Source organism: Streptomyces sp. NPDC002825, assembly GCF_040295385.1.
In the GTDB taxonomy this organism is placed as follows: Bacteria; Actinomycetota; Actinomycetes; order Streptomycetales; family Streptomycetaceae; genus Streptomyces.
In genome coordinates this window covers 1-26467 of sequence record NZ_JBEOVH010000029.1, presented here as the reverse complement: position 1 = coordinate 26467, position 26467 = coordinate 1, and the positions used below count along the sequence as shown (strand labels likewise).

General features: G+C 73.3%; 25 protein-coding genes and 1 riboswitch. Of the genes, 8 read left to right on the top strand and 17 right to left on the bottom strand.

Annotated elements, in window-relative coordinates; genetic code table 11:
• Positions 1–401 precede the first annotated feature (401 nt).
• Together ABT041_RS29795 and ABT041_RS29790 are read right to left on the bottom strand one after the other, a co-directional pair.
• Complete coding sequence (locus ABT041_RS29795) at positions 402–1748, bottom strand: diacylglycerol/lipid kinase family protein (RefSeq protein ID WP_351190230.1); 1347 nt, start codon at positions 1746–1748, stop codon at positions 402–404.
• Positions 1749–1891: 143 nt separating this feature from the next.
• Positions 1892–2632, bottom strand: a complete 741-nt coding sequence (locus tag ABT041_RS29790; RefSeq protein WP_351190227.1) for a class I SAM-dependent methyltransferase — start codon at positions 2630–2632, stop codon at positions 1892–1894.
• A 244-nt stretch (positions 2633–2876) separates the two neighbouring features.
• Between ABT041_RS29790 and ABT041_RS29785 the strand changes: the two genes are divergently transcribed.
• Positions 2877–4604, top strand: coding sequence for a sigma-70 family RNA polymerase sigma factor (locus ABT041_RS29785; RefSeq protein WP_351190224.1), 1728 nt, complete (start codon positions 2877–2879; stop codon positions 4602–4604).
• Positions 4605–4823: 219 nt separating this feature from the next.
• A complete protein-coding gene (locus ABT041_RS29780; protein ID WP_351190221.1) occupies positions 4824–6779 on the top strand; it encodes an APC family permease in 1956 nt (651 codons plus the stop codon).
• 103 nt (positions 6780–6882) lie between these two features.
• Here the strand turns inward: ABT041_RS29780 and ABT041_RS29775 are convergent, their stop codons facing one another.
• Positions 6883–7497, bottom strand: a complete 615-nt coding sequence (locus tag ABT041_RS29775) for a TetR/AcrR family transcriptional regulator (RefSeq protein ID WP_351190218.1) — start codon at positions 7495–7497, stop codon at positions 6883–6885.
• A 35-nt stretch (positions 7498–7532) separates the two neighbouring features.
• Positions 7533–9185: a serine/threonine-protein kinase gene (locus tag ABT041_RS29770; RefSeq protein WP_351190215.1), complete on the bottom strand. Its 1653-nt coding sequence runs from the start codon at positions 9183–9185 to the stop codon at positions 7533–7535.
• Positions 9186–9500: 315 nt separating this feature from the next.
• Here ABT041_RS29770 and ABT041_RS29765 point away from each other — a divergent pair, with 315 nt between their 5' ends.
• Positions 9501–10673 carry an agmatine deiminase family protein gene (locus ABT041_RS29765; RefSeq protein ID WP_351190212.1) on the top strand — a complete coding sequence of 391 codons (1173 nt, stop codon included), beginning with the start codon at positions 9501–9503 and terminating at the stop codon, positions 10671–10673.
• Positions 10674–10683: 10 nt separating this feature from the next.
• On the opposite strand, the gene ABT041_RS29760 is transcribed toward ABT041_RS29765, so the two are convergent.
• A complete protein-coding gene (locus ABT041_RS29760) occupies positions 10684–11070 on the bottom strand; it encodes a VOC family protein (RefSeq protein WP_351190209.1) in 387 nt (128 codons plus the stop codon).
• Positions 11071–11361: 291 nt separating this feature from the next.
• Here ABT041_RS29760 and ABT041_RS29755 point away from each other — a divergent pair, with 291 nt between their 5' ends.
• Complete coding sequence (locus ABT041_RS29755; RefSeq protein WP_502976621.1) at positions 11362–12399, top strand: hypothetical protein; 1038 nt, start codon at positions 11362–11364, stop codon at positions 12397–12399.
• A gap of 12 nt (positions 12400–12411) precedes the next feature.
• On the opposite strand, the gene ABT041_RS29750 is transcribed toward ABT041_RS29755, so the two are convergent.
• The 3 genes from ABT041_RS29750 to ABT041_RS29740 all read right to left on the bottom strand — a co-directional run bounded on the left by ABT041_RS29750 (position 12412) and on the right by ABT041_RS29740 (position 14853).
• The gene (locus ABT041_RS29750; RefSeq protein WP_351190206.1) at positions 12412–12930 is read right to left on the bottom strand and encodes a hypothetical protein; all 519 of its coding nucleotides are present in this window, start codon (positions 12928–12930) and stop codon (positions 12412–12414) included.
• 149 nt (positions 12931–13079) lie between these two features.
• Entirely contained in the window at positions 13080–14318 is a 1239-nt protein-coding gene (locus tag ABT041_RS29745; protein WP_351190203.1) for a serine hydrolase domain-containing protein, read from the bottom strand.
• Positions 14319–14448: 130 nt separating this feature from the next.
• A complete protein-coding gene (locus ABT041_RS29740) occupies positions 14449–14853 on the bottom strand; it encodes a hypothetical protein (RefSeq protein WP_502976620.1) in 405 nt (134 codons plus the stop codon).
• Here ABT041_RS29740 and ABT041_RS29735 point away from each other — a divergent pair.
• A complete protein-coding gene (locus tag ABT041_RS29735; RefSeq protein WP_351190200.1) occupies positions 14852–15013 on the top strand; it encodes a hypothetical protein in 162 nt (53 codons plus the stop codon). The genes ABT041_RS29740 and ABT041_RS29735 overlap by 2 nt on opposite strands.
• Here ABT041_RS29735 and ABT041_RS29730 read toward each other — a convergent pair.
• From ABT041_RS29730 to ABT041_RS29700, 7 genes are all read right to left on the bottom strand, one after another.
• On the bottom strand, positions 14962–16623 hold the full coding sequence (locus tag ABT041_RS29730; RefSeq protein ID WP_351190198.1) for an MFS transporter: 1662 nt from the start codon (positions 16621–16623) through the stop codon (positions 14962–14964). The genes ABT041_RS29735 and ABT041_RS29730 overlap by 52 nt on opposite strands.
• A gap of 81 nt (positions 16624–16704) precedes the next feature.
• On the bottom strand, positions 16705–17067 hold the full coding sequence (locus ABT041_RS29725; protein WP_351190195.1) for an ArsR/SmtB family transcription factor: 363 nt from the start codon (positions 17065–17067) through the stop codon (positions 16705–16707).
• A complete protein-coding gene (locus ABT041_RS29720; protein WP_351190192.1) occupies positions 17052–17861 on the bottom strand; it encodes an ABC transporter ATP-binding protein in 810 nt (269 codons plus the stop codon). Before ABT041_RS29720 ends, ABT041_RS29725 begins: the two co-directional genes overlap by 16 nt.
• The gene (locus tag ABT041_RS29715; RefSeq protein ID WP_351190189.1) at positions 17858–18895 is read right to left on the bottom strand and encodes a FecCD family ABC transporter permease; all 1038 of its coding nucleotides are present in this window, start codon (positions 18893–18895) and stop codon (positions 17858–17860) included. Before ABT041_RS29715 ends, ABT041_RS29720 begins: the two co-directional genes overlap by 4 nt.
• Positions 18892–19947 carry an ABC transporter substrate-binding protein gene (locus tag ABT041_RS29710; protein WP_351190186.1) on the bottom strand — a complete coding sequence of 352 codons (1056 nt, stop codon included), beginning with the start codon at positions 19945–19947 and terminating at the stop codon, positions 18892–18894. The genes ABT041_RS29715 and ABT041_RS29710 overlap by 4 nt, the downstream gene beginning before the upstream one ends.
• Positions 19948–20028: 81 nt before the next feature.
• A riboswitch (cobalamin riboswitch) is annotated at positions 20029–20206 on the bottom strand.
• A 50-nt stretch (positions 20207–20256) separates the two neighbouring features.
• Complete coding sequence (locus ABT041_RS29705; protein WP_351190183.1) at positions 20257–20463, bottom strand: cold-shock protein; 207 nt, start codon at positions 20461–20463, stop codon at positions 20257–20259.
• Positions 20464–20730: 267 nt separating this feature from the next.
• Complete coding sequence (locus tag ABT041_RS29700) at positions 20731–21324, bottom strand: TetR/AcrR family transcriptional regulator (protein WP_351190180.1); 594 nt, start codon at positions 21322–21324, stop codon at positions 20731–20733.
• 138 nt (positions 21325–21462) lie between these two features.
• Between ABT041_RS29700 and ABT041_RS29695 the strand changes: the two genes are divergently transcribed.
• Both ABT041_RS29695 and ABT041_RS29690 read left to right on the top strand, forming a co-directional pair.
• A complete protein-coding gene (locus tag ABT041_RS29695; protein WP_351190178.1) occupies positions 21463–22635 on the top strand; it encodes an alkane 1-monooxygenase in 1173 nt (390 codons plus the stop codon).
• A gap of 204 nt (positions 22636–22839) precedes the next feature.
• Positions 22840–23487 carry a ScbR family autoregulator-binding transcription factor gene (locus ABT041_RS29690; protein ID WP_351190175.1) on the top strand — a complete coding sequence of 216 codons (648 nt, stop codon included), beginning with the start codon at positions 22840–22842 and terminating at the stop codon, positions 23485–23487.
• A gap of 15 nt (positions 23488–23502) precedes the next feature.
• On the opposite strand, the gene ABT041_RS29685 is transcribed toward ABT041_RS29690, so the two are convergent.
• Positions 23503–24444, bottom strand: a complete 942-nt coding sequence (locus tag ABT041_RS29685; protein ID WP_351190172.1) for an NAD-dependent epimerase/dehydratase family protein — start codon at positions 24442–24444, stop codon at positions 23503–23505.
• Positions 24445–24463: 19 nt separating this feature from the next.
• Positions 24464–25414, bottom strand: a complete 951-nt coding sequence (locus ABT041_RS29680; RefSeq protein WP_351190169.1) for a ScbA/BarX family gamma-butyrolactone biosynthesis protein — start codon at positions 25412–25414, stop codon at positions 24464–24466.
• Between the two features lie 128 nt (positions 25415–25542).
• On the opposite strand from ABT041_RS29680, the gene ABT041_RS29675 reads away from it, so the two are divergent.
• Positions 25543–26223: a ScbR family autoregulator-binding transcription factor gene (locus ABT041_RS29675; RefSeq protein ID WP_351190166.1), complete on the top strand. Its 681-nt coding sequence runs from the start codon at positions 25543–25545 to the stop codon at positions 26221–26223.
• Positions 26224–26467: the final 244 nt, after the last annotated feature.

The following is a 26467-nucleotide window of genomic DNA, read 5'->3' as shown; positions in this document are numbered from 1 at the left end:
TCCAGGAGATGACACGGTGCCGGCCGCTGTGGCTGCGCGCCCGGTCGGGCGGCGCCCCGCCGCCTGTGTGGCTCCGCGCCTGGGCGGGCGGTGCCCCGCCGCCGTGTGGGCCCGCGCCCGGCTGGGCGGTGCCCCGGCCCACCCCCGTGTGGGCAATCGTCCCGCAGGGCGGGACGGGTGGGCACACGGGACGGCGCCCTTAGCGGCGCCTCCGCGTTCCGCGCCTGGACCCGCACCCCGAGGGGCGGCACACAACGTGGTGCGGGTCAGGGCGCGGGAGCCTCTGACGCCGGCAGGGGCGCCGTCCGTTGTGCCCACCCTCCCCCAAGCTCTCGGCTTCGCTCGAGCAGGGGGGACCCCCATCGCCCCTTGCGGAACGCCTGCCCACAACGGGGTGGGCGTCAGGGCGCTCGGCCGAGTGCCAGGGCGAAGATGTGCTGCCATCTCACGGGCGGTACCGGCGCCGGAACCCCCGGCCGGTCGCGGGGGACGCGGACGCGGAGGGCGCCCGGGCGGAGGGTGCAGATGACGGGGGTGCGCATGCGGAGGGCCTCGCCGTCCACTGCCACCGGGATCTCGGCCTCATCGGTGGTCACTTCGACGCGGTGGGCGGTACGGACCGTCAGGGCCGTGGACTGGGAGCCCCGTACGGCAAGGTCGGCGGCCTGGGCCGCGTCCTCCACGCGGATGCCGAGGACCCCCAGCTCGCCGTCGTCGAGGGTGGGCCGGCGGCCGGCGCCGGACAGGTCGTCGGGCGAGATGTACGGGTTGTTGCTGACCAGAACGGCCTGCTGGGCGGAGAGGGGCGTGTCGTCGATCCGGGCGTGGAGGCGCCGTACGGCATCGCCCAGGAGCAGGTCCGGCATGAGGGTGAGGGCCGTGCCCGCCTTGTCGTCGCGGTACTCCGGGTGTTGGACGACGTCGGCGTAGACACCGAAGGACACGGTGTTGACGAAGGCCCGGCCGTCGACGTCGCCCAGGTCGATCCGGACCTCCTCGCCGTCGGTCAGCGCGTCGAGGCAGCGGGACGGGTCGGAGCGGTCGAGGCCGAGGTCCATGGCGAAGTGGTTGCGGGTGCCGGCCGAGATCACGAGGAAGGGCAGGTCGTGGTCGGCGGCGACCGCCGCGACCAGGGCCTGCGTGCCGTCGCCGCCCGCGACGCCGAGGAGGTCCGCGCCCTCGGCCACCGCCCCGCGGGCCAGTTCGGCGACGTCCGCCGGGGCGGACGGGTCGAGCAGGATCACCCGCGCCCCGAGTTCCTCCGCCCGCTCGACCAGGTGGAAGCGGCCGACCTTCCCGCCCCCGGACTTCGGGTTCATGATCAGGACCGGGTTCTTCGGCGGCTCCGCCGCGACCGCCGGCATCGACCGCTTGGGGCGGGATCTGCGCAGCGCCTCCCGCGCGAAGGCCAGCGCCGCGGCCCAGCACAGGCCCAGGATGAGGGCCGTCCGCCACAACCCTCCGAACGCGAAGACGACCAGGACGCCGAGGGGCGCCGCGATCGCCACGAGGGCCCCGATGAGGCGTACCGCGCCTCGGTGCGCGACGAACCACCAGACCCCGGCCGCGCCGAGCACCAGGCCCAGGAACCCCGTCCCCACCATCAGAAGGCCGCCGTCGCCGAGCGCGAGCAGGAGGACGACCAGCGATCCGGCCGCCGTGAGCAGGGCCAGACGTGCGAGGAGTCGCGCGGCGAGACCGGGTTTCCCTTCGATGCTTGCCCCCGCCTTGACGTCCTCCCCTGTCATGCCGTCCTCCCCTGCCCTGCTCCCTCGGCCGTGTCTCCGTGCCGGGCGCCGCCCGCGGGGCGCGCGCCCGGTCCGGAGCACCAGCCTGCCCATGCCCCGCCGCCGGGGCATCCGGGCGCGGGCCGTTCGAGGGCCTCGGGCCGTCAGGCGCGGCAGCGAAGGAGTTCGAACGGCGGGTTGGCGAGGCAGTCCGCCCAGAACTCCGCCCCGTACTCGCGGACGCCCGCCTCGGAGATCCCGAGCGGGGCCCACGTCAGGTCGCGGAAGCCCGCCGCGCGCAGGGAGCCCTCGTACACCTCGCGGCGCGGGCAGGCGCCGACGAACGAGATCGGCGGGTCGAGCAGCGCCGTGATCCGGACGCGCGGCCCGGTCTCGATCTCCTCGCCGGTCGCCTCGCAGAGGAAGCCGTACTTGGCCAGGGACGGCCCGTCGAAGCGGTAGTCGGGCTTCTGCGCGAGCACGAAGAACTCGGCACCGGGCTTCAGGCTCCCGTGCACATGGCGGCACATCCGCTCCATGGCGGCGATGTCCGGCGCGTAGTTGAGCAGCTGGACCCCCAGCGCGATGTCGAAGCGCCGTTCGAGCGCGCGCAGCTCGGACACGTCCCCCACCTCATAGCGCACGCCCAGCGGCTCGCTCTCCTCGAAGGCCCGCGCCGCGGCGACCATCTCGCCCGAGATGTCGATGCCGAGCACCTCGGAGGCGCCGCGCCGCCTGAACTCCCGGCTGTAGAAACCGGTGCCGGAGGCGAGGTCGAGGACCGACCTGCCCCGTACGTCACCGACCATGCCCAGGAAGCTGGGCACCTCCCCGTACCGTGTCAGCGGCAGGGACTTGAAGCCCTCGAACGCCTCGCCGATCTCGTCGTACTGCTGCCTGCTCATCGCGCGGTCCTCCCCGGTGCTCGGTCATGTGCCTGGTGATCGTCATGCCCTGGCAGTCTTGCCGGACCGCGACGCGAGCTCGTATGGGCAGAAGCCACGAAGACCCGGAGATCCTCCTGGTCTGCCGTACGGAAGGGCGCTCATCCGGAATCGCTCCGCTAGTTTCCGTTATCGAACCGCCTCCCCGTGATCTCCCACGTGTTGGCCGTCGACGACAGCGGGAACAGGCAGGGTGATTCGGAGCATGGGCGCACAGCACGGTACGGAACTGGTCAGGGCCGCACAGAGCGGAGACCCGCGGGCGCAGGACCGGCTCATCGCCCTCCACCTGCCCCTCGTCTACAACATCGTGGGCCGGGCGATGAACGGTCACCACGACGTCGACGACGTCGTGCAGGAGACGATGCTGCGGGCGCTCGCCGGACTCGCCGACCTGCGCTCCCCGGACAGTTTCAGGTCCTGGCTGGTCGCCATCACCATGAACGGCATCCGCAGCCACTGGCACCGGCAGCAGCAGGCCGGGCTCCCCTCGGGCGGCCTCGACGACGCCCGCGAGATCCCGCAGCCGGGGTCCGATTTCGTGGAGCTGGCCGTGGTCCGGCTGAACCTTTCCGGCCAGCGGCGCGAGACCGCGGAGGCGACCCGCTGGCTGGAACCCGACGACCGGGAGCTGCTCTCGCTCTGGTGGCTGGAGTGTGCCGGCGAAGTCAGCCGCCACGAGGTGGCCGCCGCCCTGCAGCTGTCCCCGCAGCACACCGCGGTGCGGGTCCAGCGGATGAAGGAGCGCCTCGAAGGCGCCCGGGTCGTCGTGCGGGCCCTGTCACAGAACCCGCCCTGCGCCACGCTGCGGTACGAGACCGATGCCTGGGACGGCCGTCCGTCCGCCCTGTGGCGCAAGCGCATAGCCCGGCACGCGCGCGCGTGCGCGTACTGCGCGGGCCTGTGGAGCGGGCTCGTACCGGCGGAAGGACTGCTCGCCGGACTGCTCCTGGTGCCGCCGGCCGCGCTGGTTCTCGCGGGCGTCCGCGAGCGCGCCGGCTTCGGTTCCGGTTTCGATTCCGGTTCTGATTCCGCCGCCGATGCCGGCTTTGATTCCGGATCCGGTTTCGAGACCGTCGGCTTCGAAACCGCCGCCCCGTCCGGGCCGGGTGCCTCGTCCGCGCCCGGCTCGGCCCCCTCCGTCCGCGGCCCCCGCAGCTCGCGCGCCACCCGTCGCCGGCGTCGGCAGCAGCGCCGGCGTGGCCGCAGGCGCATGGTCGTCGCGGCGGGCATAGCCGTGGTGGCGGTCGCCGGCGGCGCCTTCACCCTGACCAGCGGGCCCGACGAGAGTACGGAGGCCAGGGACATGACCCTGGTCACGCCCGCCGACACCGGGCTCCCCACCGCTCAGGAGTCGAGCGCGACCGCCACGGCCACGGCCACCCCTTCCCCGTCGGCCACGGCGTCGAAGACCCCCCACAAGACCCCGACCCCCTCGCGCCCCACCCCGACCGCCGCCCGCACCTCGCCGCCGGCGCCGCCCCGCCCGACGCGTACCGCCACATCGGCGCCGGCGCCCACCCGCACCACGCCGACGTCATCCGGATCCGGTTCCGGTTCCACCGCGCAGCAGGTGATCAGCCTCGTGAACGAGGAGCGGGCCAAGGCCGGCTGCGGGCCGCTGACCGAGCACCCCCTGCTGACCAAGGCCGCCCAGGGACACTCCGACGACATGGCCGCGCGGAACTTCTTCGACCACACCAACCCCGACGGCGACGGCCCCGGGGAGCGCATCACGGCCGCCGGATACACCTGGTCGTCCTACGGCGAGAACATCGCGAAGGGCCAGACCACCGCGGCGCAGGTGATGGAGTCCTGGATGAACAGCCCCGGTCACCGTGCGAACATCCTCAACTGCGGCTTCAAGGAGATCGGCATCGGGCTCCACACCTCCGGCGGCCCCTACTGGACACAGGCCTTCGGCAGCCGCTGAGGCCCACCCGGAAGACGAAGCCCCACAAGGACCCCGCAAGCACCCCCCGCGGAGGCTTCCGGTGTGACAAGTACGACGTCCGACAGGGGGATCTTGACGTTTCCCTGACGCGTGACCGGCGGTCGGCGGCTCGCGGTCTGTTTAGGCTTGCTCGGCCATCGATCTGATGGCCGAAAATCGACCGACAGGTCGACGACCGCCGACACCCCAGGGACACCGATGGCCACCACGAACGACGCCCGCACCGGACGATTGCGCGCGTGGATGCTGGAGGGCCTCTCCGACATGGGGAAGGGCAAGCCCTCCCGTCCCAAGGAGACGGCGCCCGACGCCGGGCACAAGGGGCAGCGCTGGTGGCGGGTGATGTGCCTGACCGGTGTCGACTACTTCTCGACCCTCGGCTACCAGCCCGGCATCGCGGCCCTGGCCGCCGGACTCCTCTCCCCCGTCGCGACGATCGTCCTGGTGATCGTCACCCTGGCGGGCGCGCTGCCCGTCTACCGCCGGGTGGCCGAGGAGAGCCCGCGCGGCGAGGGATCGATCGCGATGCTGTCGCGGCTGCTGTCCTTCTGGAAGGGCAAGCTGTTCGTCCTGACCCTGCTGGGCTTCGCGGCGACCGACTTCCTCATCACCATCACGCTGTCCGCCGCGGACGCCTCCACCCACCTCGTCGAGAACCCGCACCTGGAGGAGGCACTGCACAACAAGCAGATGATCATCACGCTCGTGCTGATCGCCCTGCTCGGAGCGGTGTTCCTCAAGGGCTTCCTGGAAGCCATCGGCGTCGCCGTCTTCCTCGTCGGCGTCTATCTCGCCCTGAACGTGGCCGTCGTGGTCACCGGCCTGTGGCACGTCCTCACCGAGGGCCATGTCGTCACGGACTGGACCGCCGCTCTGACCGCCGAGCACGGGAACGTCTTCGCCATGGTCGGCGTCGCCCTGCTCGTCTTCCCGAAGCTCGCGCTCGGCCTGTCCGGCTTCGAGACGGGCGTCGCCGTCATGCCGCACGTCCAGGGCGACGCGGGTGACACCGAGGAGAAGCCCACCGGCCGCATCCGCGACACCAAGAAGCTGCTGACCACGGCCGCGCTCATCATGAGCGTCTTCCTCATCTGCACCAGCTTCATCACCACCGTCCTCATCCCCGCGAAGGAGTTCGAGTCCGGCGGCCAGGCCAACGGGCGTGCCCTCGCCTACCTGGCGCACGAGTACCTGGGCAACACCTTCGGCACGATCTACGACGTCTCCACCATCGCCATCCTGTGGTTCGCCGGCGCCTCGGCCATGGCGGGCCTGCTCAACCTGATGCCGCGCTACCTGCCGAAGTACGGCATGGCGCCGCACTGGGCGCGCGCCGTGCGGCCCATGGTCATCGTCTTCACCCTGGTCGCCTTCCTGGTGACGTGGATCTTCGACGCCGACGTCGACGCCCAGGGCGGCGCGTACGCCACCGGTGTCCTCGTCCTGATCTGCTCGGCCGCCATCGCGGTGACGATCGCCGCGCGCAAGGCCGGGCAGCGCGGCTGGACCGTCGCCTTCGGCGTCATCTCCGCCGTCTTCCTCTACACCACCGTCGTCAACGTCATCGAGCGCCCCGACGGCGTGAAGATCGGTGCCTGCTTCATCGCCGGCATCATCCTCATCTCGCTGCTGTCCCGGCTCGGCCGCGCCTTCGAGCTGCGCGTCACCCACATCGAGCTCGACGAGATGGCCGAGCGGTTCATCCAGGACATCTCGCGCCGCACGCCCCGCTTCATCGCCAACGAACCGGGCAACCGCGACGCCGACGAGTACCGGGCGAAGAAGGACCAGATCCGCGCCGACAACGACATCCCCGGCGCCGAGGACTTCGTCTTCGTCGAGGTGACGGTCACCGACCCGTCCGAGTTCGAGGCCGGACTGACCGTGAAGGGCGAAGTCCTCCACGACCGCTTCCGGGTCCTGACGGTGGAGAGCTCCTCCGTGCCCAACGCCCTCGCGGCCCTGCTGCTCCACGCGCGGGACGTCACCGGCGTCCGCCCGCACATCTACTTCGAGTGGACCGAGGGCAACCCCTTCGCCAACTTCTTCCGCTTCTTCCTCCTCGGCCGCGGAGAGGTCGCCCCCACCACCCGCGAGATCCTGCGCGAGGCGGAACCCGACCGGGAGCGCCGCCCCCGCGTCCACGTCGGCTGATCCGGGGACGTCTGGCGGTCTCTACGGGACGCCTGCCCAGGCGTCCGCCGGGACGTCTCTGCGGGACGCCTGCCGGTCTCTGCGGGACACCTGCCGGGACCTCTTACGGGCGCGGGCCGGGCTCCTCTGAGGGCTCGGCCGGCCCGCCCAGCCCGGTCAGCTCCACCTCGACGGCCTCGCGCATGAGGGTGCGCGCGTGGTCGATCGTCAGGCCGCCGCTCAGCCAGCGCATGCTCAGGCCTTCGAGCAGGGCGGTGAGCCGCTCCGCCGCCGAGGCGAGCGCGGCCGCGGGCGCCATGGGCCGCACCTGGCCCAGGAGCCCGGCCACCTCCTGCACCCACACCAGGGTCGCGCGGGCGAGGTCCTCGCGCAGGACGGGGTCGAAGACGGCGCTGGCCCGCAGCTCGCCCCAGGCCGAGCTGTTCTCCCGTACCTCCGGGGTGTCCTGGAGCTCCAGGAGGAGGACCTGGTCGAGCTCCTCGCGCGGGCCGAGGGGCTCGGCGCCGGGGTCACGCTCGGTGGTGTACCGCTCGGCGCGGGCGTTGATGAACTCCAGCGTGTGGCGCAGGATGCCGGTGCGGTCCTTGAAGTGGTAGTAGATCAGGCCGGTGGAGACCCCCGCCTCGGCGGCCAGTTCCTCCACGCGGAGCCCGCGGACCCCGCGCCGGGCGATCACCCGTGCGGCCGCTTCAAGGATCTGAGTACTACGAGACGCCATGCCATGAACCCTATCCGGAGCGGCGCACCGAGTGATCATCCGTCCTTCCGGTACTGGCTGAGGACCACCGTGACCGGGCCCTCGCCCGGCGCCCCCTCCACGAGCCGCGCGATGACGAAGCGCCGGGCGTCGGGGCTGCGGACGCAGAAGGGCCGTTCTTCGGCGAGGTCGTCGAGGGGGAGGCTCGAGACGGGTTCCGTCTCGATGCCCCGCTCGCAGTCCTCGGGGCTCAGCACGTATCCGGAGGAGACGAAGGCGTCGGCCTCCTCGGGCAGCACGAAGGCGCCCTTCTCGCGGGTCAGGTACCAGTCGGAGGTCTCGGCGGGGACCACCTTCCCGGCGCCGAGGTCGAACTCGTACGCGTCGTCCGGGGCGGTCAGCTCGACGTCGGCGTATCCCGGGGTGAAGGACGGCGCTCCGGTCCCGTCGAGGTAGTACACGGCCCCGGCCGCCGCCGCGAGCAGACCGACGGCGGCGGCCCCCGCGATCAGGGCCGTACGCCCGCGACGGCGAGGCGACCGGCGCGCCGGCGGTCCGCCGGGGGCGCGGTCGTCCCCGGGGCCGGGCTGCGGCACCCGCAGCGTGGGCACGGGGACGGCCATGGCGGCGCGGGTGGGCCGGTCGTGGAGGGAGGGCGACGGCGTACGGAGGAAAGCGGACGATCCCCGGCAGGCCTCGGGCGACCCCCACCCCGCATCGGACGATCCCCGGCCGGCATCCGGCGACCCCCACCCCGCATCGGGCGGCCCCGAACCGCCGTCCTGCGGCCCCCAGCCGCCTCCGCCCGGCAGCTCCCGCCGTACCGCCCCCGGCAGCCAGCCCTCGGTGAACTCCGGGGCGGGGCCGACGGCCGGGTGCGCGTGCGCGGCGGCGATCAGTTCGGCCGGGGCGGGGCGTTCCTCGGGGTGCTTGGCCAGGCAGCGTTCCAGGAGGGCGTGCAGCTCGACGGGGACGCGGGACAGGTCGGCCGGCTCGTGGACCACGCGGTACAGCGCGGCCGACTCGGGTCCCGCGCCGAACGGCAGCGCTCCCCCGGCCACGTACGCGGCGAGGGCGCCGAGCGCGAAGACGTCGGTCGCGGGCGTCACGGCGAGGCCGAGCGCCTGCTCGGGCGCCATGTACGCGGCGGTGCCGATCGTCAGGCCGGTGCCGGTGAGCCCCGTGGCGTCGGCCGCCCGCGCGATGCCGAAGTCGATGACGCGCGGGCCGTCCTCGGCGATCAGGACGTTGGCCGGCTTGAGGTCGCGGTGGACGACGCCCGCGCCGTGGATGGCCTGGAGGGCCTCGGCGATTCCGGCGACGAGGAGCAGCACCGTACGGACGGGGAGCGGGCCGTGGCGCTCGACGACCTGCTGGAGGGAGGGGCCGGGGACGTACGCGGTGGCGAGCCAGGGGACGGGGTCGTCGGCTCCGTGGTCCACGACCTGCGCGGTGAAGAGGCCGTGGATGCGACTCGCGCTGGCGACCTCCTGGGCGAAGCGCCGCCGGAACTCGGGGTCGGCGGCGAAGTCCTCGCGCACCGCCTTGAGGGCGATGGGCCGCCCGCCCGGGGTGTGGGCGAGGTAGACGACGCCCATGCCGCCGGCGCCGAGCCGGGCCTGGATCCGGTAACCGCCGATCTCTCGGGGGTCGTCGGGCGCCGGCGGCCCGGGGGCGGGCCGCGGCCCGGGAGGGTACGTGGAGGACATGGGCACGATCGTGCCGTTGACCAAAGTTTCAGTCAATACAGGTCGAGACGACCGCCCCACGGGCCAGGCCACAGAAGGGCCGCACCCCCATCCGGCGCCGACCGGGCGACACCTCACCCGCCACACCGCGACGACCATTTGACTGAAAATCCGGTCAGTGTCAGAGTGGCGTCGACGGCCACCCCCACTCACGCCTCCGCGACGCCCGCCCCCGGACGCTCGCCACCGTGTGAGGCCAGGCCCGCGATTCCCGCCGCGCGTCACGCGATCCGCCCGCCGCCGGACAGTCTCGCCAGCCCATGATCGGAGCACACCGTGTCCCACCGTTCCCCCTCCCGCCGCACCGCCCTGCGGGCCTTCGCCGGAATCGGCGGCGCCCTCGCGCTCGGCGCCGCCGCCTGCGGCCCCGAGGAGGCCGCGCAGGGCGGCACCGCCCCCGGCACGGGACGTACCCCGGCCTCCCCCGCCGCGGACGGCTCGCGCCGCTTCGGCGCCGAGTGGGAGAGCCACACCCGTACGTTCATGTCCTGGCCCGCCCTCGCCGCCGTCTGGGAGGGCGACCTGCCCTACGTACGGGAGGACATCGCCCGCATCGCCCGGGCCGTCTCGGAGTACGAGGCCGTCGTGATGATGGCCCGCCCCGACCAGCAAGCGGCGGCCCAGCGGGCCTGCGGCTCGCAGGTCGAGGTCATCCCGATGGCCGTCGACGACCTGTGGGCCCGCGACATCGTGCCCGTCTTCGTGGAGGACGACGGCGAGCTCGTCGGCATCGACTTCAACTTCAACGGCTGGGGCAACAAGCAGACGCACACCAACGACGCCCAGGTCGGCCGCAGGCTCCTCGCCAAGTACGGCATCCCCCGCGAGCAGGCGCCGCTCACCGCCGAGGGCGGCTCCTTCGAGACGGACGGCGAGGGCACCCTCCTCGTCACCGAGAGCTCGATCGTCAACGACAACCGCAACCGCGGGAAGAGCCGGGACCAGATCGAGGACGAGCTCATCGAGACGCTCGGCGTGGAGAAGGTCGTCTGGCTGGCCGGCGTCCGCGGCGAGGACATCACCGACGCGCACGTGGACAGCCTGGTGCGGTTCACCGCGCCCGGCGTGGTCCTGCTCGACCAGGCCTTCCCGGGCACTCCCCCGGACTCCTGGTCCCGCTCGGCCGACCAGGCCCGTTCGGTACTGAGCAAGGCGACCGACGCCCGCGGCCGGCGCTTCGAGATCGTCGACCTGCCGCAGCCTGACCTCGAAAGGATCACCGGAGAGGGCGACGACTTCGTCTCGACGTACGCCAACTTCTACGTCGCGAACGACTCCGTCTTCATGCCGAAGTTCGGTGACCGGAAGGCCGACGACCGCGCCCGCGGCATCCTCCGGGACCACTTCCCCAAGCGGGAGATCGTGCAGGTCCCGATCGACACGATCGCGTCCGGCGGCGGTGGCATCCACTGCTCGACGCACGACCAGCCGGGCAAGCCGGCCGCCTGACCAGGGACGGCTAGGACATCTGGACGAGCTGGATGAAGTTGCCGCAGGTGTCGTCCAGGACCGCGATGGTGACCGGGCCCGCCTCCGTCGGCTCCTGGGTGAAGCGGACACCCAGGGCCCGCAGCCGCTCGTACTCGGCACGGACGTCGTCCACGGCGAAGGAGGTGGCCGGGATGCCGTCCGCGACGAGCGCCCTCGTGTACGCCCTGGCGGCGGGGTGCGCGTCGGGCTCCAGGAGCAGCTCGGTGCCGTCGGGGGCCTCCGGCGAGACGACGGTCAGCCAGCGGTAGTCGCCGAGGGGGACCTCCGTCTTCTTCACGAAGCCCAGCTTCTCCGTGTAGAAGCTCAGGGCCTTGTCCTGGTCGTCGACGAAGACACTGGTCACGTGGATCCGCATGGCGTTTCGTTCTCCTCGATGGGTTCGACGGGCTCGATGGGACCGAAGGGTTCGGCGGGTTCGGCGGGTTCGGCAGGTTCGGCAGGTTCGGCGGGTTCGGCGGTTCGCCGGGTTCGCCGGGTTCGCCGGGTTCGCCGGGTTCGCCGCCACGTAACCACCTGCCCGCCGAGGCGCGGGAGCCGACACGCCCCGGACGCCACCGACCGGGCCCGCAGCCCTTTCCGAAACCGGTGGACCCCCCGCCCGCGGGCGAGGCACAATCCCCCGCAGCCGGGGCGAGGGGGAGCTTTTTTGGACGTGTTCGTGTGTGCCGGGTGCGGCACCGAGCTGACGGCGCCGGTGTCCCGGGTCGCCCTCCCCGTCCACACCCACCACGGCGCCTGGGAGGAGCTCCATCCCCCGCTCATGGAGCCCGCGACGTACGCCGTCGAGCCCCGGCCCACCGGACCGCCCTGGCGGCGGTGGGAGGAGGTGGGCGCTGAGACGGCCGCCCGGCAGGGCGTGTACGTACCGGTGTTCGGCGTCTCCTTCGGCCCCCGGAACAGGATCGTCATCGCCCCCGGCGACTCCCGGTCCATGACCCTGATCCCCGACAGGTGCGAGGGCCACTGCCAGGGCGTGGACGGCCGGGAAGGCCCCAACCTGGCGTGCGAGGGGTGCGGGCGGGCCGTGGCGACCCGCTGGGACGACTGCGGGCTGTGGCAGGCGGTGTGGCTGGAGCCCGACGCTGTCGTACGCCGCTCCTCGGGGCTCCCCGCGGGGCCGCCGCCCGGCTGGGACGACCTGCGGCGTGCCGAGCACCGCGTCCCGCCCGTCGAGCCGGACGGCTCGTGGAGCCGCCGTTGGCATGTGGCGGTCGGGGTCGCGCTGGCCCACCTGGTGGTGGCCGCCGAGGACCGTCCGGTGACCCTCCCCGCGGGGCCCGTCGCCGAACTGCTCGGCCACGCCGTCGGCCTGTACCTCCCCGCCGGGCCCGGGGCTGCCAGGACCGTGGGGCTCGCCGGGCCGGGGATTCCCACGCCCCGGCCGCGCCCCGACGTCCTCCTCGTCCCGCGCCACCCGCTCACGGGCGCGTCCTGGCGCCCGCCCGGCGACGAGGGGGCTGTCGTGCCGTTGGACAGCGGGGTCTGGGCGCACCTCGCCCACCTGGGCGAGACCTCGCCGCTGCCCGCGACCGGGGCGCTCCCGGAGGGCGTCCTGCGCGACGACTACCCGCTGCCGCCGCATCCCTGGTGCCCGCTGACTCCCCATCACCGGGCCTTCGTGGACACCATGGCGGGGCTGCCCGCCGCACGCGCCCTCCGACCGCGCGGGTTCCACGACGCGTAGCGCCGGATCGGACTACTCTCCCCGCCCGCGCCGGTCCTCGGTGAGCAGGAAGAGCCAGCACACCTCACTGACCAGCATGCTCGTCATCATCCATGTCCCCCAGCCGAGGCCGTACGTCACGACGACGGCGACGAGCCCCGTCGAGAAGCCGGCCACGGCGGCCCGTCGCGCTCCCCTGCGGGCCTGCCACTCGCGGCGCAGCAAACCGGAGCGGCGCCAGTCGCCCCACAGGAAGTAGACGGCGGCGAGCATCTCCACCACGACCCACCCGAGGGGCGGCGCGGGCAACTCGCCCGGCATCTCCTCTCCGCGCCCCACGAGGAAGAGTCCGGTGACCAGGACGGCGGGGCCGGCCAGGGCGAAGACCCCCGCCAGGAACCGGAAGAAGCCGACGGGCAGCCTCGGCGCCCCGCCGCCGGTCGGCGTGGACGCGCTGGACACCGCGTGCATGCGGCAGGCCGCTCCCCGGAAATCCGTCGCGACGACCCAGCCGAAGGCCGTCGCGAACATCCCCCAGGCCAACAGAAGCATCGCCCCTCCCTTTCCCGACGCCCCTTGCGCCGCGGGCACGCTAACCGGGCCTCAGGGGCGCACGCCATGCCGGATTCCGGCAGGATCCGGACGCACCGGCTGCCGGGCGACGCCCGAGCGGGGTGCCCGGCCCAGCTCCTGACGTCGGATCAGGTGATCGCCAGAGGGTCGTCCGGGGCGAGTGCGGCCGCGATGCGCTGAGCGACCACCTCGGCCATGTTGCCGTCGGGGGTGTTCGGGTTCTTCGTCGCGGAGACGGCGATGGCGAGCCCCTTCGACGGGAGGTACGCCTGGATCGCCGCGTACCCGGAGAACGACGGGTTCTGCAGCACCCACCCGTTGACGACGATGACGCCGAGGCCGAAGTGCTTCGCCTCGGTCTGCTTCAGACAGATCGAGGCGGGGCAGGTGGCGCTCGCGCCTCCCAGGCCGACCGTGCCGGGGTCGAGCAGGGTGCGGTACGAGCGGTAGGAGAGGAGTTCGCCGCTGCCGATCGCCCGCGCCGACGTGGCCAGGTCGCAGATGTGGGTGGTGATGACCGCGCCGGGCGCGGTGGTCCACGAGGGGTTCCAGAAGGTGGACTCCTCGTAGAAGCCGCGGTCCGAGGTGAAGGCGTGCAGGACCGGGCGGGGGATGTCGGGGGTGAAGCCGTTCCGGGTGTCGCGCATGCCGAGGGGACCCGTGACGCGTTCCCGCACGAGCTCGTCGATCCGGGTGCCGGTGATCTTCTCGAGTGCGGCGACGAGGAGCAGGTAGTTGGCGTGGGAGTAGCTCCAGCTCGTGCCCGGCTCGTACCAGAAGGAGTGGCTGTACGGGTACGCGAGGAGCTGCGCCGGCGTCCACTGGCGGAACGGGTGCGGCCCCAGCTCGGCGCCGAAGGCCGGGTCGGTGACGTAGTCGTGGAGGCCGCTGGTGTTGTCGGCCAGCATCCGCAGGGTGATCCGGCTCGCCTTCGGCACGGTGGGCAGCCACTGCTCCACGGTGTCGTCGAGGTCGACGACGCCCTCCTCGACGAGCTGGAGGAGGGCGGTGCCGATGTGGGCGAAGGCGACGGAGCCCGCCCGGAAGTGCATGTCCGGCTCGGCGGGGACGCCGGTCATGGACTCCCCGAGGGCGTCGGTGACGACCTCGCGGCCGTCGACGGTGACGCGCAGCTCGACGGACTTCAGCTTGAGGTCGCTCTTGGCCTTGCGGGTGATGTCCAGGATCCGGCGGGCCTTGGCGTCGAGGGGACGTTCGGTCCGCACGCAGTCCCGCCCGCCGTGTCCGGGACCGCCGGGGTCCGGGGGGACGACGGGGGCGGCGGCAGCCGTCTGGGTGGTGAGGGCGAGGAGAGCGGCGCAGAGGAGGACCGTACGGGAGCGGCTCCTGCTGGGGGTGGGGGTCATGGCCCGCACTATGGCCGGAAGTGCCCGGTGACCCGGCCGAACACTCCACAGTCGGGGCGAGAGGCATCCGTCTGGTGCAGACGGAGGAGCCGGCACCCCGTGGGTGCCGGCTTCTCGTGCGGGCCGGGTGTCAGGCGACGAGTTCCTTCTCCTCGGTCTCGTCCGCGCCGGCCGCGGGCTTGGTGTCGCGCATCACCAGGGTGGCGAGGACGGCCGCCGCGAGGACGCCGACCGCGCTGATGGTGAAGGTGGTGGACATCGAGGAGGTGAAGGCGTCGCGGGTGGCGGTGACCAGTCCGGCGTCGCCCTGGGCGGCGGCCAGTGCGCCGCCCATGGACCGCTTGGCCTGCTCGGGGGCGTCGGCCGGCATCTCGGAGGAGAAGGTGCTGGTGAGGAGCGAGCCGAGGATGGCGATGCCGGGCGCGGTGCCGGCCTGCTGGATGGTGTCGTCGAGGGCGGAGCCGACGCGGCGACGGCGAGCGGACGAGGGCGAGACCGGCCTTGACGGGCGAGTAGCCGAGGACGCCCGTCTCATGCCCGCCGCCCGGCAGGCGGCGGCCGAGCACGACCACCTCGCCGGGTCGTACGCCGAGGCCGCCACCGCGGCGGCGGACCCGGTCGCCGTCCGGGACGCCACGTTCACCTACGGCCTCGACGTGGTCCTGGACGCTCTGGAGATGCGCCTCCCACGCTGACCGGACGCCCGGCCGGGCGCCCGCGGCCACCGCCGGTGCAGCGTGTCGATGTGGTACGCGTGCGCGTGAACCCTTGCCCCTGCCCCTGCCCCTGCCCCGGCCCCGGCCCCGGCCAGGTGCGGGTGGCCGGCCGGGAGTTCGGGGTGGACGTGCGCCAGCTCGGCCGGGTCCTCGCGGGGCCAGAGGCACGCCGCGCCCACCGCCCCGACGAGGGCGAGCGCGGCGAGCGCGGCCGCCGAGACGGCGGGTCCCGCCCAGGCGGCCAGCCCTCCTGCGAGCGGGTAGGCCAGCAGCCAGCAGGCGTGCGAGAGGGAGAACCGGGCCGCGAAGGCGGCCGGCAGGTCGTCCCCGGCGGCGGAGCGGCGCACCACCCGGCCGCCCGGGGTGAGGACGGCCGATCCGGCGGCGCCGAGGACCAGCCAGACGGCGAGCAGCGCGGGCCAGGACCAGGCGCCGGGAGCGGCGGTCAGCCCGAGGGCGAGGAGCACGAGGGCGCCGGGCAGGACGAAGGCCGCCCGGACCATGACGACGCGGTCGTCGGCCCGGCGCAGGAGGCGCGGCAGCAGCAGCGCCACGGCCATGGAGCCCGCCCCGTAGGCGCCGAGCGCGAGCGGGACGTCCCCGGCGGGGCGGCCGAGGGTGTCACGGACCAGGAGCACGGTGTCGACGAGCACCACGGCCCCGGCGGCGGAGACCGCGAGATCGAGGGCGAGGAGGGCCCGCAGCCTCGGCGTGGCGAGCAACAACCGGATGCCGAAGGCGACCTTGGCGTAGAGCCGGCGGGGACCACCCGCTTCGGACCGAGACGCGCGGAGCCGGCGCGGACCGCCCACTTCGGACCGAGACGCGCGGAGCCGGCGGGGACCACCCGCTTCGGACCGAGACGCGCGGAGCCGGCGCGGACCACCCGCTTCGGACCGAGACGCGCGGAGCCGGCGCGGACCACCCGCTTCGGACCGAGACGCGCGGAGCCGGCGCGGACCGCTCGCTTCGGACCGAGACGCGCGGAGCCGGCGCGGACCGCTCGCTTCGGGGTCCCGAGGTGCGGGCAGGGTGGTCGTTCGGACGAGCAGAGCCGAGGCCAGGAAGCCGGCGGCCGTGCCCGTGAAGAGCCAGGAGTACGGGAGGACCGTGAGCAGCGCGGCGGCCAGGACGGGGCTGACCAGGCTCTCCAGGTCGTAGGCGAGCCGGGAGAGCGACAGGGCGTCCGTGTAGGCGCGCTCCTCCGGGAGCACCTGCGGGATCGTCGCCTGGAAGGCCGGGGTGAAGGCGGCGGAGGCGGCCTGGAGCAGCAGGATCAGGACGTACACCTGCCACACCTGCGTGACGAACGGCAGGGCGAGCACGACCGTGGCCCGCGCCAGGTCCATCGAGACGAGCAGCGTGCGCCGGGACACGCGGTCGGCGAGGGCTCCGGCGAGCGGGGCGATCGTCACGTACGCGGCCATCTTGAGGGCGAGGGCGGTGCCGAGCACGGCGGTGGCGTCCGCCCCGGCCAGGTCGTACGCGAGCAGGCTCAGCGCCACGGTCGCCAGGCCGGTGCCCGCGAGGGCGACGACCTGCGCGGCGAACAGGCGCCGGTAGGTGCGGTTGCGCAGGACGGACAGCATGGGGGCGGCCCCGGTCGGCGACGGCGGACGGCTGACGCCTCCACCGTAACCGATACGTGCACGCGTGCGCACATGTTCACGTCAGTCGTGCCAGGGCTCCCCCGTCACCTGGTGGTCCGCCCGGCTGATCGCCTCGACGACCAGGCGCTTCAGATGCCCGTCCGGCATCGCGTACACGACCCGGCGGCCGTCCTTGCGGCTCGTGACGAGCCCACCGAGGCGCAGCTTGGCGAGGTGCTGGCTGACGGCGGGGCGCGCGGCCCCGCACGCCTCGGTGAGGGCGGTGACGTCGGCCTCGCCGCGGGTGAGCAGCCACACCAGGTGGAGCCGGGTGGGGTCGGAGAGCAGGCCGAACACCTCGGCCGCCGCCGCGAGTTCACGCGCTCCTGGAGTCCGCTCGTGCGGGCGGGAGGCGGCGGCTGCGGGGTCTACGGGCTCGGGCATGGGGCCACCGTACCCAGGAAGCGGATGTGGGGGCGCCCCTCGGGTCCGGGCCGGGTCACGGCGCTGCGGACCCCGTACACCTCGGCGATGAGCTCCTCCGTGAGGACCTCCTCGGGCGGGCCGCTCGCCACCACCCGGCCCCGGGCGAGGACCACGAGCCGGTCGCAGTGCATCGCCGCGAGGTTGAGGTCGTGCAGGGCGACGACGGCGGTGAGCCGGAGTCCGGCGACGAGGGCGAGGAGGTCGAGCTGGTGCTGGATGTCGAGGTGGTTGGTGGGCTCGTCGAGGAGGAGCTCGCGCGGTTCCTGGGCGAGGGCACGGGCGATCTGGACGCGCTGGCGTTCGCCGCCGGAGAGGGTGCGCCAGGGCTGGCGGGCGCGTTCGGTGAGTCCTGTCCGTTCGAGGGCGGTGCGGACGGCGGTCTCGTCGGCGGCCGAGGGCGGGGTCCAGGCCCTGCGGTGCGGGATGCGGCCGAGGCGTACGACGTCGGCGACGGTCAGGTCGGTCTGTGTGTCGGCCTGCTGCTCGACGGTGGCGAGGCGCCGCGCGACCGTGCGGCGGCCGAGCCCGCCGAGCGGCTCGCCGTCGAGGGTGACGAGCCCGGAGTCGGGGGCGAGGACGCCGGCGAGGAGCCGCAGCAGGGTGGACTTGCCGGAGCCGTTCGGCCCGAGCAGCCCGGTGACGGTGCCGGGGGCGAGGGAGACGCTGACCCCGTCGAGGACGAGGGTGTCGCCGGCCGTGCGCGAGACCCGGTCGGCGCGGAGCCCCGGGTCGGCGGAGGCTGTCGTGGTCATCGGCTGCTCCTGGTGCGGTACAGGACGAGGACGAAGGCCGGTACGCCGATCAGCGAGGTCACCACGCCCACCGGCACCTCCTGCGGGTCGAGGACCGTACGGGCGAGCGTGTCGGCCCAGACGAGGAACACCGCCCCGGCCAGCGCGGTGACCGGCAGCAGGCGGGCGTGCCCGGGGCCGGCGAGCGCGCGGGCGGCGTGCGGCAGGACGAGCCCGACGAAGCCGATCGCGCCGGCGGCGGAGACCAGGGCGGCCGTCAGGAGGGCGGTGACGCAGAGCAGGACGAGCCGGGTCCGCGCGACGGCGACGCCGAGCGAGGCGGCGGCCTCCTCGCCGAAGGCGAAGGCGTCCAGGGTCCTCGCGTACCCGCCGCAGATCAGCAGGGCCGCCGCGAGGACGGCGAGGCACATCCACACGTCGCTCCAGCCGGCCCCGGCGAGCGAGCCGAGCAGCCAGAACAGCACGCCGCGGGTGGTCTCGGCGTCGGCGGCGGTCATCACGACGAAGGAGGTGAGCGCGGAGAAGAGCTGCATCGCGGCGACGCCCGCGAGGACCACCCGGTCCGTGGAGCCGCCGAGGGTGTGGCTGAGCAGCAGGACGAGCGCGAAGGAGACCACCGCCCCCAGGAACGCCCCGCCGGTGACGGAGAGGATCCCGCCGCCGATGCCGAGGACGACGACCGCGACCGCGCCCGTCGAGGCCCCGGAGGAGACGCCGAGGACGAAGGGATCGGCGAGCGGGTTGCGCAGGAGCGACTGCATCACCGCCCCGCAGACGGAGAGTCCGGCACCGCAGACGGCGGCGAGGAGGGTACGGGGCAGCCGCAGGTCCCAGACGATCCCGTCGCGGATCGGCGAGAGGCCGGAGGCGGCGCCGCCGAGGTGGGCGGCGATCACGGAGCCGGCCTCGCCGACGCCGATGTCGGCAGGGCCGATGGTGACGGCCACGGCGACGGACAGGCAGAGCAGCGCGAGCCCGGCCGCCGCCCACAGGAACGCCGTCGCGGACGTGAAGGGCCGCTGTGCGGTGCTCACTTCGCGAGACCGTACGAGCGGAGGGCGGCCGCCACCTTCTCGATGCCCTCGACCGTGCGCAGGGTGGGGTTCATCGCCTGGCCGCTGAGCAGGACGTACCGCTTGTGCTTCACGGCCGTCATGTTCCGGGTGACGGGGTCGGACTCCAGGAACTCGATCTTCTTGGCCGCGCTCTCGGCGGACTGCGCGCGGCGGGTCAGGTCGCCGATCACGAGGACGTCGGGGTCGCGGTCCGCGACGGTCTCCCAGTTGACCTGGGGCCACTCCTCGCGGGTGTCGTCGAAGACGTTCTTCGCGCCGAGCGCGTTGGTGACGATCCCGGGCGCCCCGCAACAGCCCGCCATGTAGGGCGCCTTGGCGTCGGAGTACCAGTAGAGGACGGTGGCGTCGGTGAAGTCGGCCGCCGCCGTGGCCTTCGCGACCCGGCCCTCGAGCCCGGCGACGAGCTTCTCGCCGCGCTCGGGGACCCCGAACACCCGGGCCAGGTCGCGGATCTCGCCGTAGACCGTCTCCATGGTGAGGGGCCGGGTGCGGACGCCGTCGCCGTCGCCGCTGTTGTCCTTGCCGACGCAGTCGGTGGGCGAGAGGTACGTGGGGACGCCGAGCTGCTCGAAGCGTTCGCGCGGCGCGACCCCGCCCTTGCCGAGGGTGTACGCGAACGAGGCGGCCGCGAAGTCGGGTTCGGCGTCCAGGACCTTCTCGAAGGAGGGGTAGCGGTCGGCGAGGCGCGGGACCTTCGCGTTCTCCTTCTCCAGGCCCTTGAGCACCGGGTCCGTCCAGGTCGCGGTGCCCACCATGCGGTCGGCGAGGCCGAGGGAGAGCATGATCTCCGCCGCGCCCTGGTCGAGGGCGACGGCCCGGCGCGGGGCGCGGTCGACACGGACCTGCCGTCCGCAGTTGTCGTCGAAGGTGACGGGGTAGCCGCGCTCCGGGGCGGCTCCCTTCCCGTGCGGTGCGGCGGGTCCGCCGCCGCAGCCGGTCACCGTCGCGGTGAGGAGCAGGACGCCGGCCAGGGCGGGCACGGCGGAGCGGACGGGGTGTGCGAGCGGCACGGGGGACTTCCTCTGCGTCCACGGCTCATACGCGGAGCCTGTCGTACGGTGCTCCCCGGACGGGCGCGTGCCGCCGGGGCCGCCAGCAGGTCTTCGGACTCGGGGTCAGCCGGACGGAGCGCCTTCCCGGGCTCGTCGTGCCGCCCAGTGGCCGATGCTCCGCCCGTCGCCCTCACCGCTGCGCGTCAGTTCCGGTCTCGCACCGGATTCCCTGACCCGTGGACGTACCCGTTCAGGTGCGTACAAAGGTGCGACTGGCCTCGGCACAGTACCACCGGCCGGCCGTCGCACCCGGGACGCCCGTGGATGTCAGACGCGCAGTTCCTTCGCCTCGAAGCGGCCGTCGCCGAGGACCAGGACGAAGGAGACCTGCTGCCCCTCGGAGACCGTCCGCCCCTCGCTCTCGATGTCCTCGGCGCTGAAGTACACCTGCTCCTCGGAGCCCACGGGGACGACGAAGCCGTACCCGCCGCGACGGTTGAAGGACTGCACGAACCCTTTGCTTCTGCCTTCCACGGCGGCCTCCTCGTCGGCACGGGAGGCGCGGTCGAGGGTGTCCGGCCCCGGGCGGGCCGTGTCCGCGCCTCAGGGGAGATGTACCCCGCGGGCCCGCCCTTCGCCACCGCCGCCGACCGGGCGAAACCAACCGAGATGATCTCGTACAATATTCAACAGAGGCCCGCTGCCGGAGATCCCCCGTGTCCGTCAGCGGGCCTCGCCGTCGTCCACCGGCCCCGGGGAAGCCCCGCCCGGGGCACCGGCCCCCGCGCAATCCCCGACGGGTCAGGCGCGGCGCGGGTACGCGATCCGTGCCGTGATCCTGGCGATGCGCCGCGCCGACTCCTCCGGCGCGGCCACCGGCTGGACGATGTGGCTCACGGTGAGCCGCACGATCGTCTCGACGGCGAGGCCGCGGGACTCCTCGTCGACGTCGGGCCAGGCCTCGGTCGCGTACGCGTCGAGCATCGCCATCGCCGTGCCGAAGACCGGCTCCGGGCGCGTGGTGAGATAGGCGAGGAGATCGTCCTCGCCGCCGCGCGCGGCGAGCAGGACGCTCTTGATGAGGGGGTTGTCCACGGCCTGCTGGAGCGTGTACCCGACACCCGCCGCCGCTGCCGCCTCCAACTCGCCCCGGTGAGCGTCGAGTTCGCGCTGGATGCCGAGGAGGAAGCCCTCCACCTCGCGCTGGACCAGGGCGTTGCCGACGGCCTCCTTCGAGCCGAACTCGTTGTAGAGCGTCTGGCGGCTGATCCCGGCGGCCCGCGCGATGCCGGCCATGCGGAGGCCGCCCCAGCCGTCGGCGGCGACCAGCCGGTAGGCGGCGTCGAGCACCTGCTCACGCAGGAGGGACCGAACACTCTCGCGGAAACGTGTCATCGTGCCCCCACTTTATCCACCGGATCCCCGCCGGCTCTGCGCACCGGGGCCTGTCCAGCGCATTGACACCTTCACGGCGACCCGTCTATCAAATGGACAGAACGCATGTGAAGTGTCCACCTCTCCGAGGAGCCGGTCTTGGCCCTGCACAGCGACTCCCCCGAAGCCCCCGCCGCCTGGCGCGACCCCAAGCGCCGGCTCTGGCCGCTCGGCCTGCTCATCCCGGCCTTCCCCTTCCTCTCCTGGGGTCTGGTCGCCGCCACCGGGCTCCGCGTCTTCTGGTGGACCGGGATCCTCGTCCTGTACGTGATCTTCCCGGTCGTCGACCACGTGATCGGCAAGGACTCCGGCAACCCGCCGGACAGCGCGCTCGCCCACCTGGAGCAGGACCGCTACTACCGCTGGTGCACCTACCTCTACCTCCCCCTGCAGTACACGGGGCTCGTCCTGGGCTGCTGGCTGATCACCCGGGGCGACCTCGCCCTCGTGGACCGGATCGGGCTCACCTTCACCCTCGGTGGGGTCGCCGGCATCGCGATCAACACCGCCCACGAGCTGGGGCACAAGACGGAGGCCCTGGAGCGCCGGCTGTCCCGGATCGCGCTCGCCCAGACCTGGTACGGCCACTTCTACGTCGAGCACAACCACGGCCACCACATCCGCGTCGCCACACCGGATGACCCGGCGAGCGCCCGGCTCGGCGAGAGCTTCTGGCGCTTCCTGCCCCGGACCGTCCTCGGCAGCCTCACCTCTGCCTGGCGCCTGGAGAAGCGCCGGCTCGCCCGCCGCGGCCGGTCCGTGTGGAGCCCGCGCAACACGGTCCTCAGCTCCTGGGCGCTGTCGTTCCTCCTCTTCGCGGGGCTCGCGCTCGCCTTCGGGCCCGGGGTCCTGCCGTACCTCGCGGGCCAGGCCGTCTTCGGCTTCTGCCTGCTCGAGGTCATCAACTACACCGAGCACTACGGGCTCAAGCGGGAGCTCACCGCGAGCGGGCGCTACGAGCGCTGCGCCCCGCGCCACAGCTGGAACAGCGACAACGTCGCCTCGAACGTCTTCCTCTACCACCTCCAGCGGCACAGCGACCACCACGCGTACCCCACCCGGCGCTACCAGTCGCTGCGCCACTTCGACGAGGCGCCCGAGATGCCGACGGGGTACGCGGGAATGATCGTCCTCGCGTACGTCCCGCCGCTCTGGCGCCGCGTCATGGACCACCGGGTCCTCGCCCACTACGACGGGGACGTGACCCGCGCCAACCTCCAGCCGTCCCGCCGCGCCCGCCTGCTCGCCCGGTACGGGGGCGGGACCGGCTGAGGCCTCGCCACGTCGCCGCGCGCGGCCGGAACCGCCGCACCGGTCTGTCAGGGCCCCGCCCCACTCGCCCCTTACAGGGCGAAACGCCACGACGGGCTACCGACGGCTCGTACAATACCAAGCAGTCGGTTTACAGTCGTCGGGGCGCGGCGCGACGGGGCGCAGGCCCGCTGCCGCCGGCGCATGGTGCTACTGGAGCCATTGGTGACCAAACAAGAGCGGGCCACACGGACCCGCGACGCGCTGATCAAGTCGGCGGCCAGGGAATTCGACCGGCACGGCTACGCCCTGGCCACGTTGTCCGCCATCAGCTCGGGAGCGGGCGTGAGCCCCGGGGCGCTCCACTTCCACTTCGAGAACAAGGCGGCCGTCGCCGACGCCGTCGAGGGCGCGGCCTGCACCGCCCTGCGCAGGACGGCCCGGATCGTGTACGGACAGCGGTCGAACGCCCTGCAGAACCTCGCCGACACCTCGCACGCCCTGGCCCGGCTGCTCCGCGACGACATCGTCGTCCGCGCCGGCTTCCGGCTGAGCTGCTCCGACGACGCCCGTACGGAGCTCAATCTGCGCCAGGAGTGGCAGAGCTGCGTCCAGCAGCGGCTCGCGGAAGCGGCCGACGAGGGCCTGCTCGCCCCCGGTCTCGGGCGGCAGCAGGACCTCGCCCGCACGATCGTGGCGGCCACGATCGGACTTGAGGCGCTGTGGCGGGACAACGGCGAATGGCTGTCCCCGAAGACCGTCACGGGTCTGTGGCGCACCCTGCTGCCGATGCTCGCGGGCCCCGACTCGCTCGCCGGACTCGATCCGGCGGGCACGGGCGCGCTCGCCACCGCGCACGCGCCCGTCGGCTGAGGCCGCGGGGGTGCGTCAGGAGGAGGGGACGAGGAGGCCCCGGTACCAGGGCATGTGGCCGGCGATCGTCGCGGCGAAGCCCGGCCCCGGGTCGCAGCCCCAGTCCCGCCAGGGCCGGTCGTCCTCGAACCAGTGGTCGTCGGCGAGCATCGCCAGGTGGTGCAGGCCGAAGGGGACGTCCGCGAGCAGGACGCGGGCCTCGGCGAGGTCCACCGCGGGCCCCCGGGTCCCGGACCGCCCGGCGACGAGGGCCTCGCCGGCCGCGAGCAGTTCCGCCGCCGGAACCGGCTCCGGGTGGTTGACGTAGAAGGCGCCGGGCTCCGTCCGCGGGGAGAGCGCCGCGCCGAACAGTGCCCGGGCCAGGCTGTCCACGTCGATCAGGGAGTGCAGCGAGGAGCCCCCGTCGAGCGGGCCCGGCAGGGCGGCGAGCAGCCGGACGACGCCCGGCATCAGCTGCCGGTCGCCCGTGCCGTACACGAGGTGGGGCCGCAGGACGGTGCCGCCCGCGTCCAGGACGTACCGCTCCCCCGCCGCCCGGGTGCGGCTGGTCGCCGAGCCCGGGGCGAGCGGCAGGGTGCCGGGGGCGGCCGCCCGGAAGGGCCCGCGGCCGTGGACGGAGGCGGTGCTCAGGGAGACGATCCTGGTGACCCCGGCGCGTACGGCCGCGTCGACGAGGGCGCGGGTGCCCCGGTCGTTGACCGCGTGGGCCGTGTCCTCGTCCGCGCCGATCGCCGACGCGCAGTGGATCAGTACGTCGACCCCCTCGCAGGCGCGGCGCAGCGAGTCGGGGTCGCGGAGGTCGCCCGGGGCGAGCTCGACGCTCGCGCCCGGCGGCGGGTCGAGCGGGCGGCGGGCGAGCAGCCGTACGTGCGCCGGCTCGTTCGCGGCCGCGGCCGTCGCCGCCACCCGGCCGCCGATGAATCCGGTCGCGCCGGTGATGAGAATGCGTGGGCCCATGGTTCCGTTCCGGTCGGCTTCAGCCCGTCAGGCGGGTGCCGAGGCCGGCTCCGGCCACCGCCAGGTCCCGGGACGGGGAAGTGAGCGTGCTGAGGAAGACGGGCTCTCCGTCCTGCACGCCGGTGACCCTGACGGTGGCCGCCTCGGGGTCGTGGCCGGGCAGGATCTCGGTCTCGATCCAGCAGGGGCTGTCGAGTTCGGCGTACCGCGAGAAGGAGATGTCCAGGTCGGTCGGCAGGTACGCCCCGCTGCCGAGGGTCGCCGTCGCCGCCTGCCGGGCTGCTTCGAGCAGCACCATGCCGGGGACGTGGTCGTTCGGGCGCCGGAAGAGGGTGGGGTGGGCGGTGTTGATCCGCAGCCGCCACTGGCGGGGGCGGGTGCCCGGGGCGAGGACCACGTCCTTGCCGTGCACGCGGCCGACGAGCTCGGGAGCGACACCCGGGATCAGCGGGACGGGCCGGTGGAGCGCGTCCATCCGCTCGCCCCGGATCCTGCGGTAGGCGAGGGCGGAGGTGCAGCGGGCGAGGGCGCCGCCGGTGGCGAGGTGCCGGCCGTCGCGGGTGAGCACCATGGTCGCGCGGATGTTCCGAAGACTGCCGCGGCGGGTGTCGAGATCGGAGCAGATGACGTCGACGGTGACGTCCGAGGAGAGGTCGCTGACCGCGAGCGCCTCGGCGTCGGCGGTGTAGCGGATGCCCCACATGACGAACTGATCCTCGACGGGTACCCCGAATTCGGCATGAGCGACGAGCATGGTGGTCTGGCGTATCGTCTCGGCCACCAGTACGGGGTCGTGACGGTCCCCTGCAACCGGAGAGAAGAAGGAATGTGCGGCAGGCCAGCGCGCGGAGACGGAGAACCGGTTCTCCGTCAACCGGGTCCAGCCCGTGGGGATGATGTCCGCGGGATCCGCTCGGTGAACGAACTCCCCGGGGACGCATGTGGTCGCTCCTCGAAGGTTCTGATCCATGGATCCCCCTGGCATCCCCGCGCCCCTGGGCGGCGAATCCGCCCGGCCTAGAATACGTACAGCGCGGTTTTCTTTTCAATGCTTCACGTCACACCACGAGCACAGACAGCGATACAGCGGGAGGCGCCTTGGCGCAGCAAGCGCGTGCAATCAAGACCCGGCAGGCGATCCTGCAGTCGGCCGCGGCCGTCTTCGCCGAGCGGGGCTACGAGCGCACGACCATCGGAGAGATCCTGGTGCGCGCGGGGGTGACCAAGGGGGCGCTGTATTTCCACTTTGCTTCCAAGGAAGACCTCGCCCTCGGCGTACTCGACGCACAGATGCTCGACGTGCCGCTGGAGCCGCAGGCGATAAAGCTGCAGGAGCTCGCGGACCAGGCCTTCCTGCTCGCCCATCGGCTGCAGCGCGACGCCCTGGTGCGCGCGAGCGTCGCCCTCGCCCTGGACAGTGGTGCCACCGGTGTCGACCGGGTGGCGCCGTTCCAGGCGTGGATCGACCAGGTGTCGGAGATCCTCATGGTGGCGAAGGCGCGCGGGGAGCTGCTCGTCCACGTCAACGTGACGGACACGGCCTCGCTGTTCTCGGGTGCTTTCTCCGGGGTTCAGGCGATGTCCCAGATCCTGTGCGACCGCGACGACCTGATCCATCGCGTGGCGGTGCTTCTCCAGCACTTCATGCCGAGCATCTGCGCGCCCGCGCTGCTGACCGGACTCCAGCTGACGGAGGACTACGCGAAGCGGCTCGGCGAGGAGTACGAGGCGCGCCGGCGCCGCAGGGACGAAGGAAACCTCGCGGACACCCATCGTTAACAAAACCGACCGACCGGTACTGAGAGCGCCCCGACGCAGAACAGCGTCGGGGCGCTCTGGCGTCATGGCACTGAGTGTGTTTTGCTGAGGGTACTCAGTGCCACAAGCGTCTAGGGGAGCTCCACATCATGGGTAAGGACTTCGACCTGTACCGGCCTTCCGAGGAGCACGACATGCTCCGGGAGTCGGTGCGTGCCCTCGCGGAGGCGAAGATCGTGCCGTTCGCGGCGGCGGTGGACGAGGA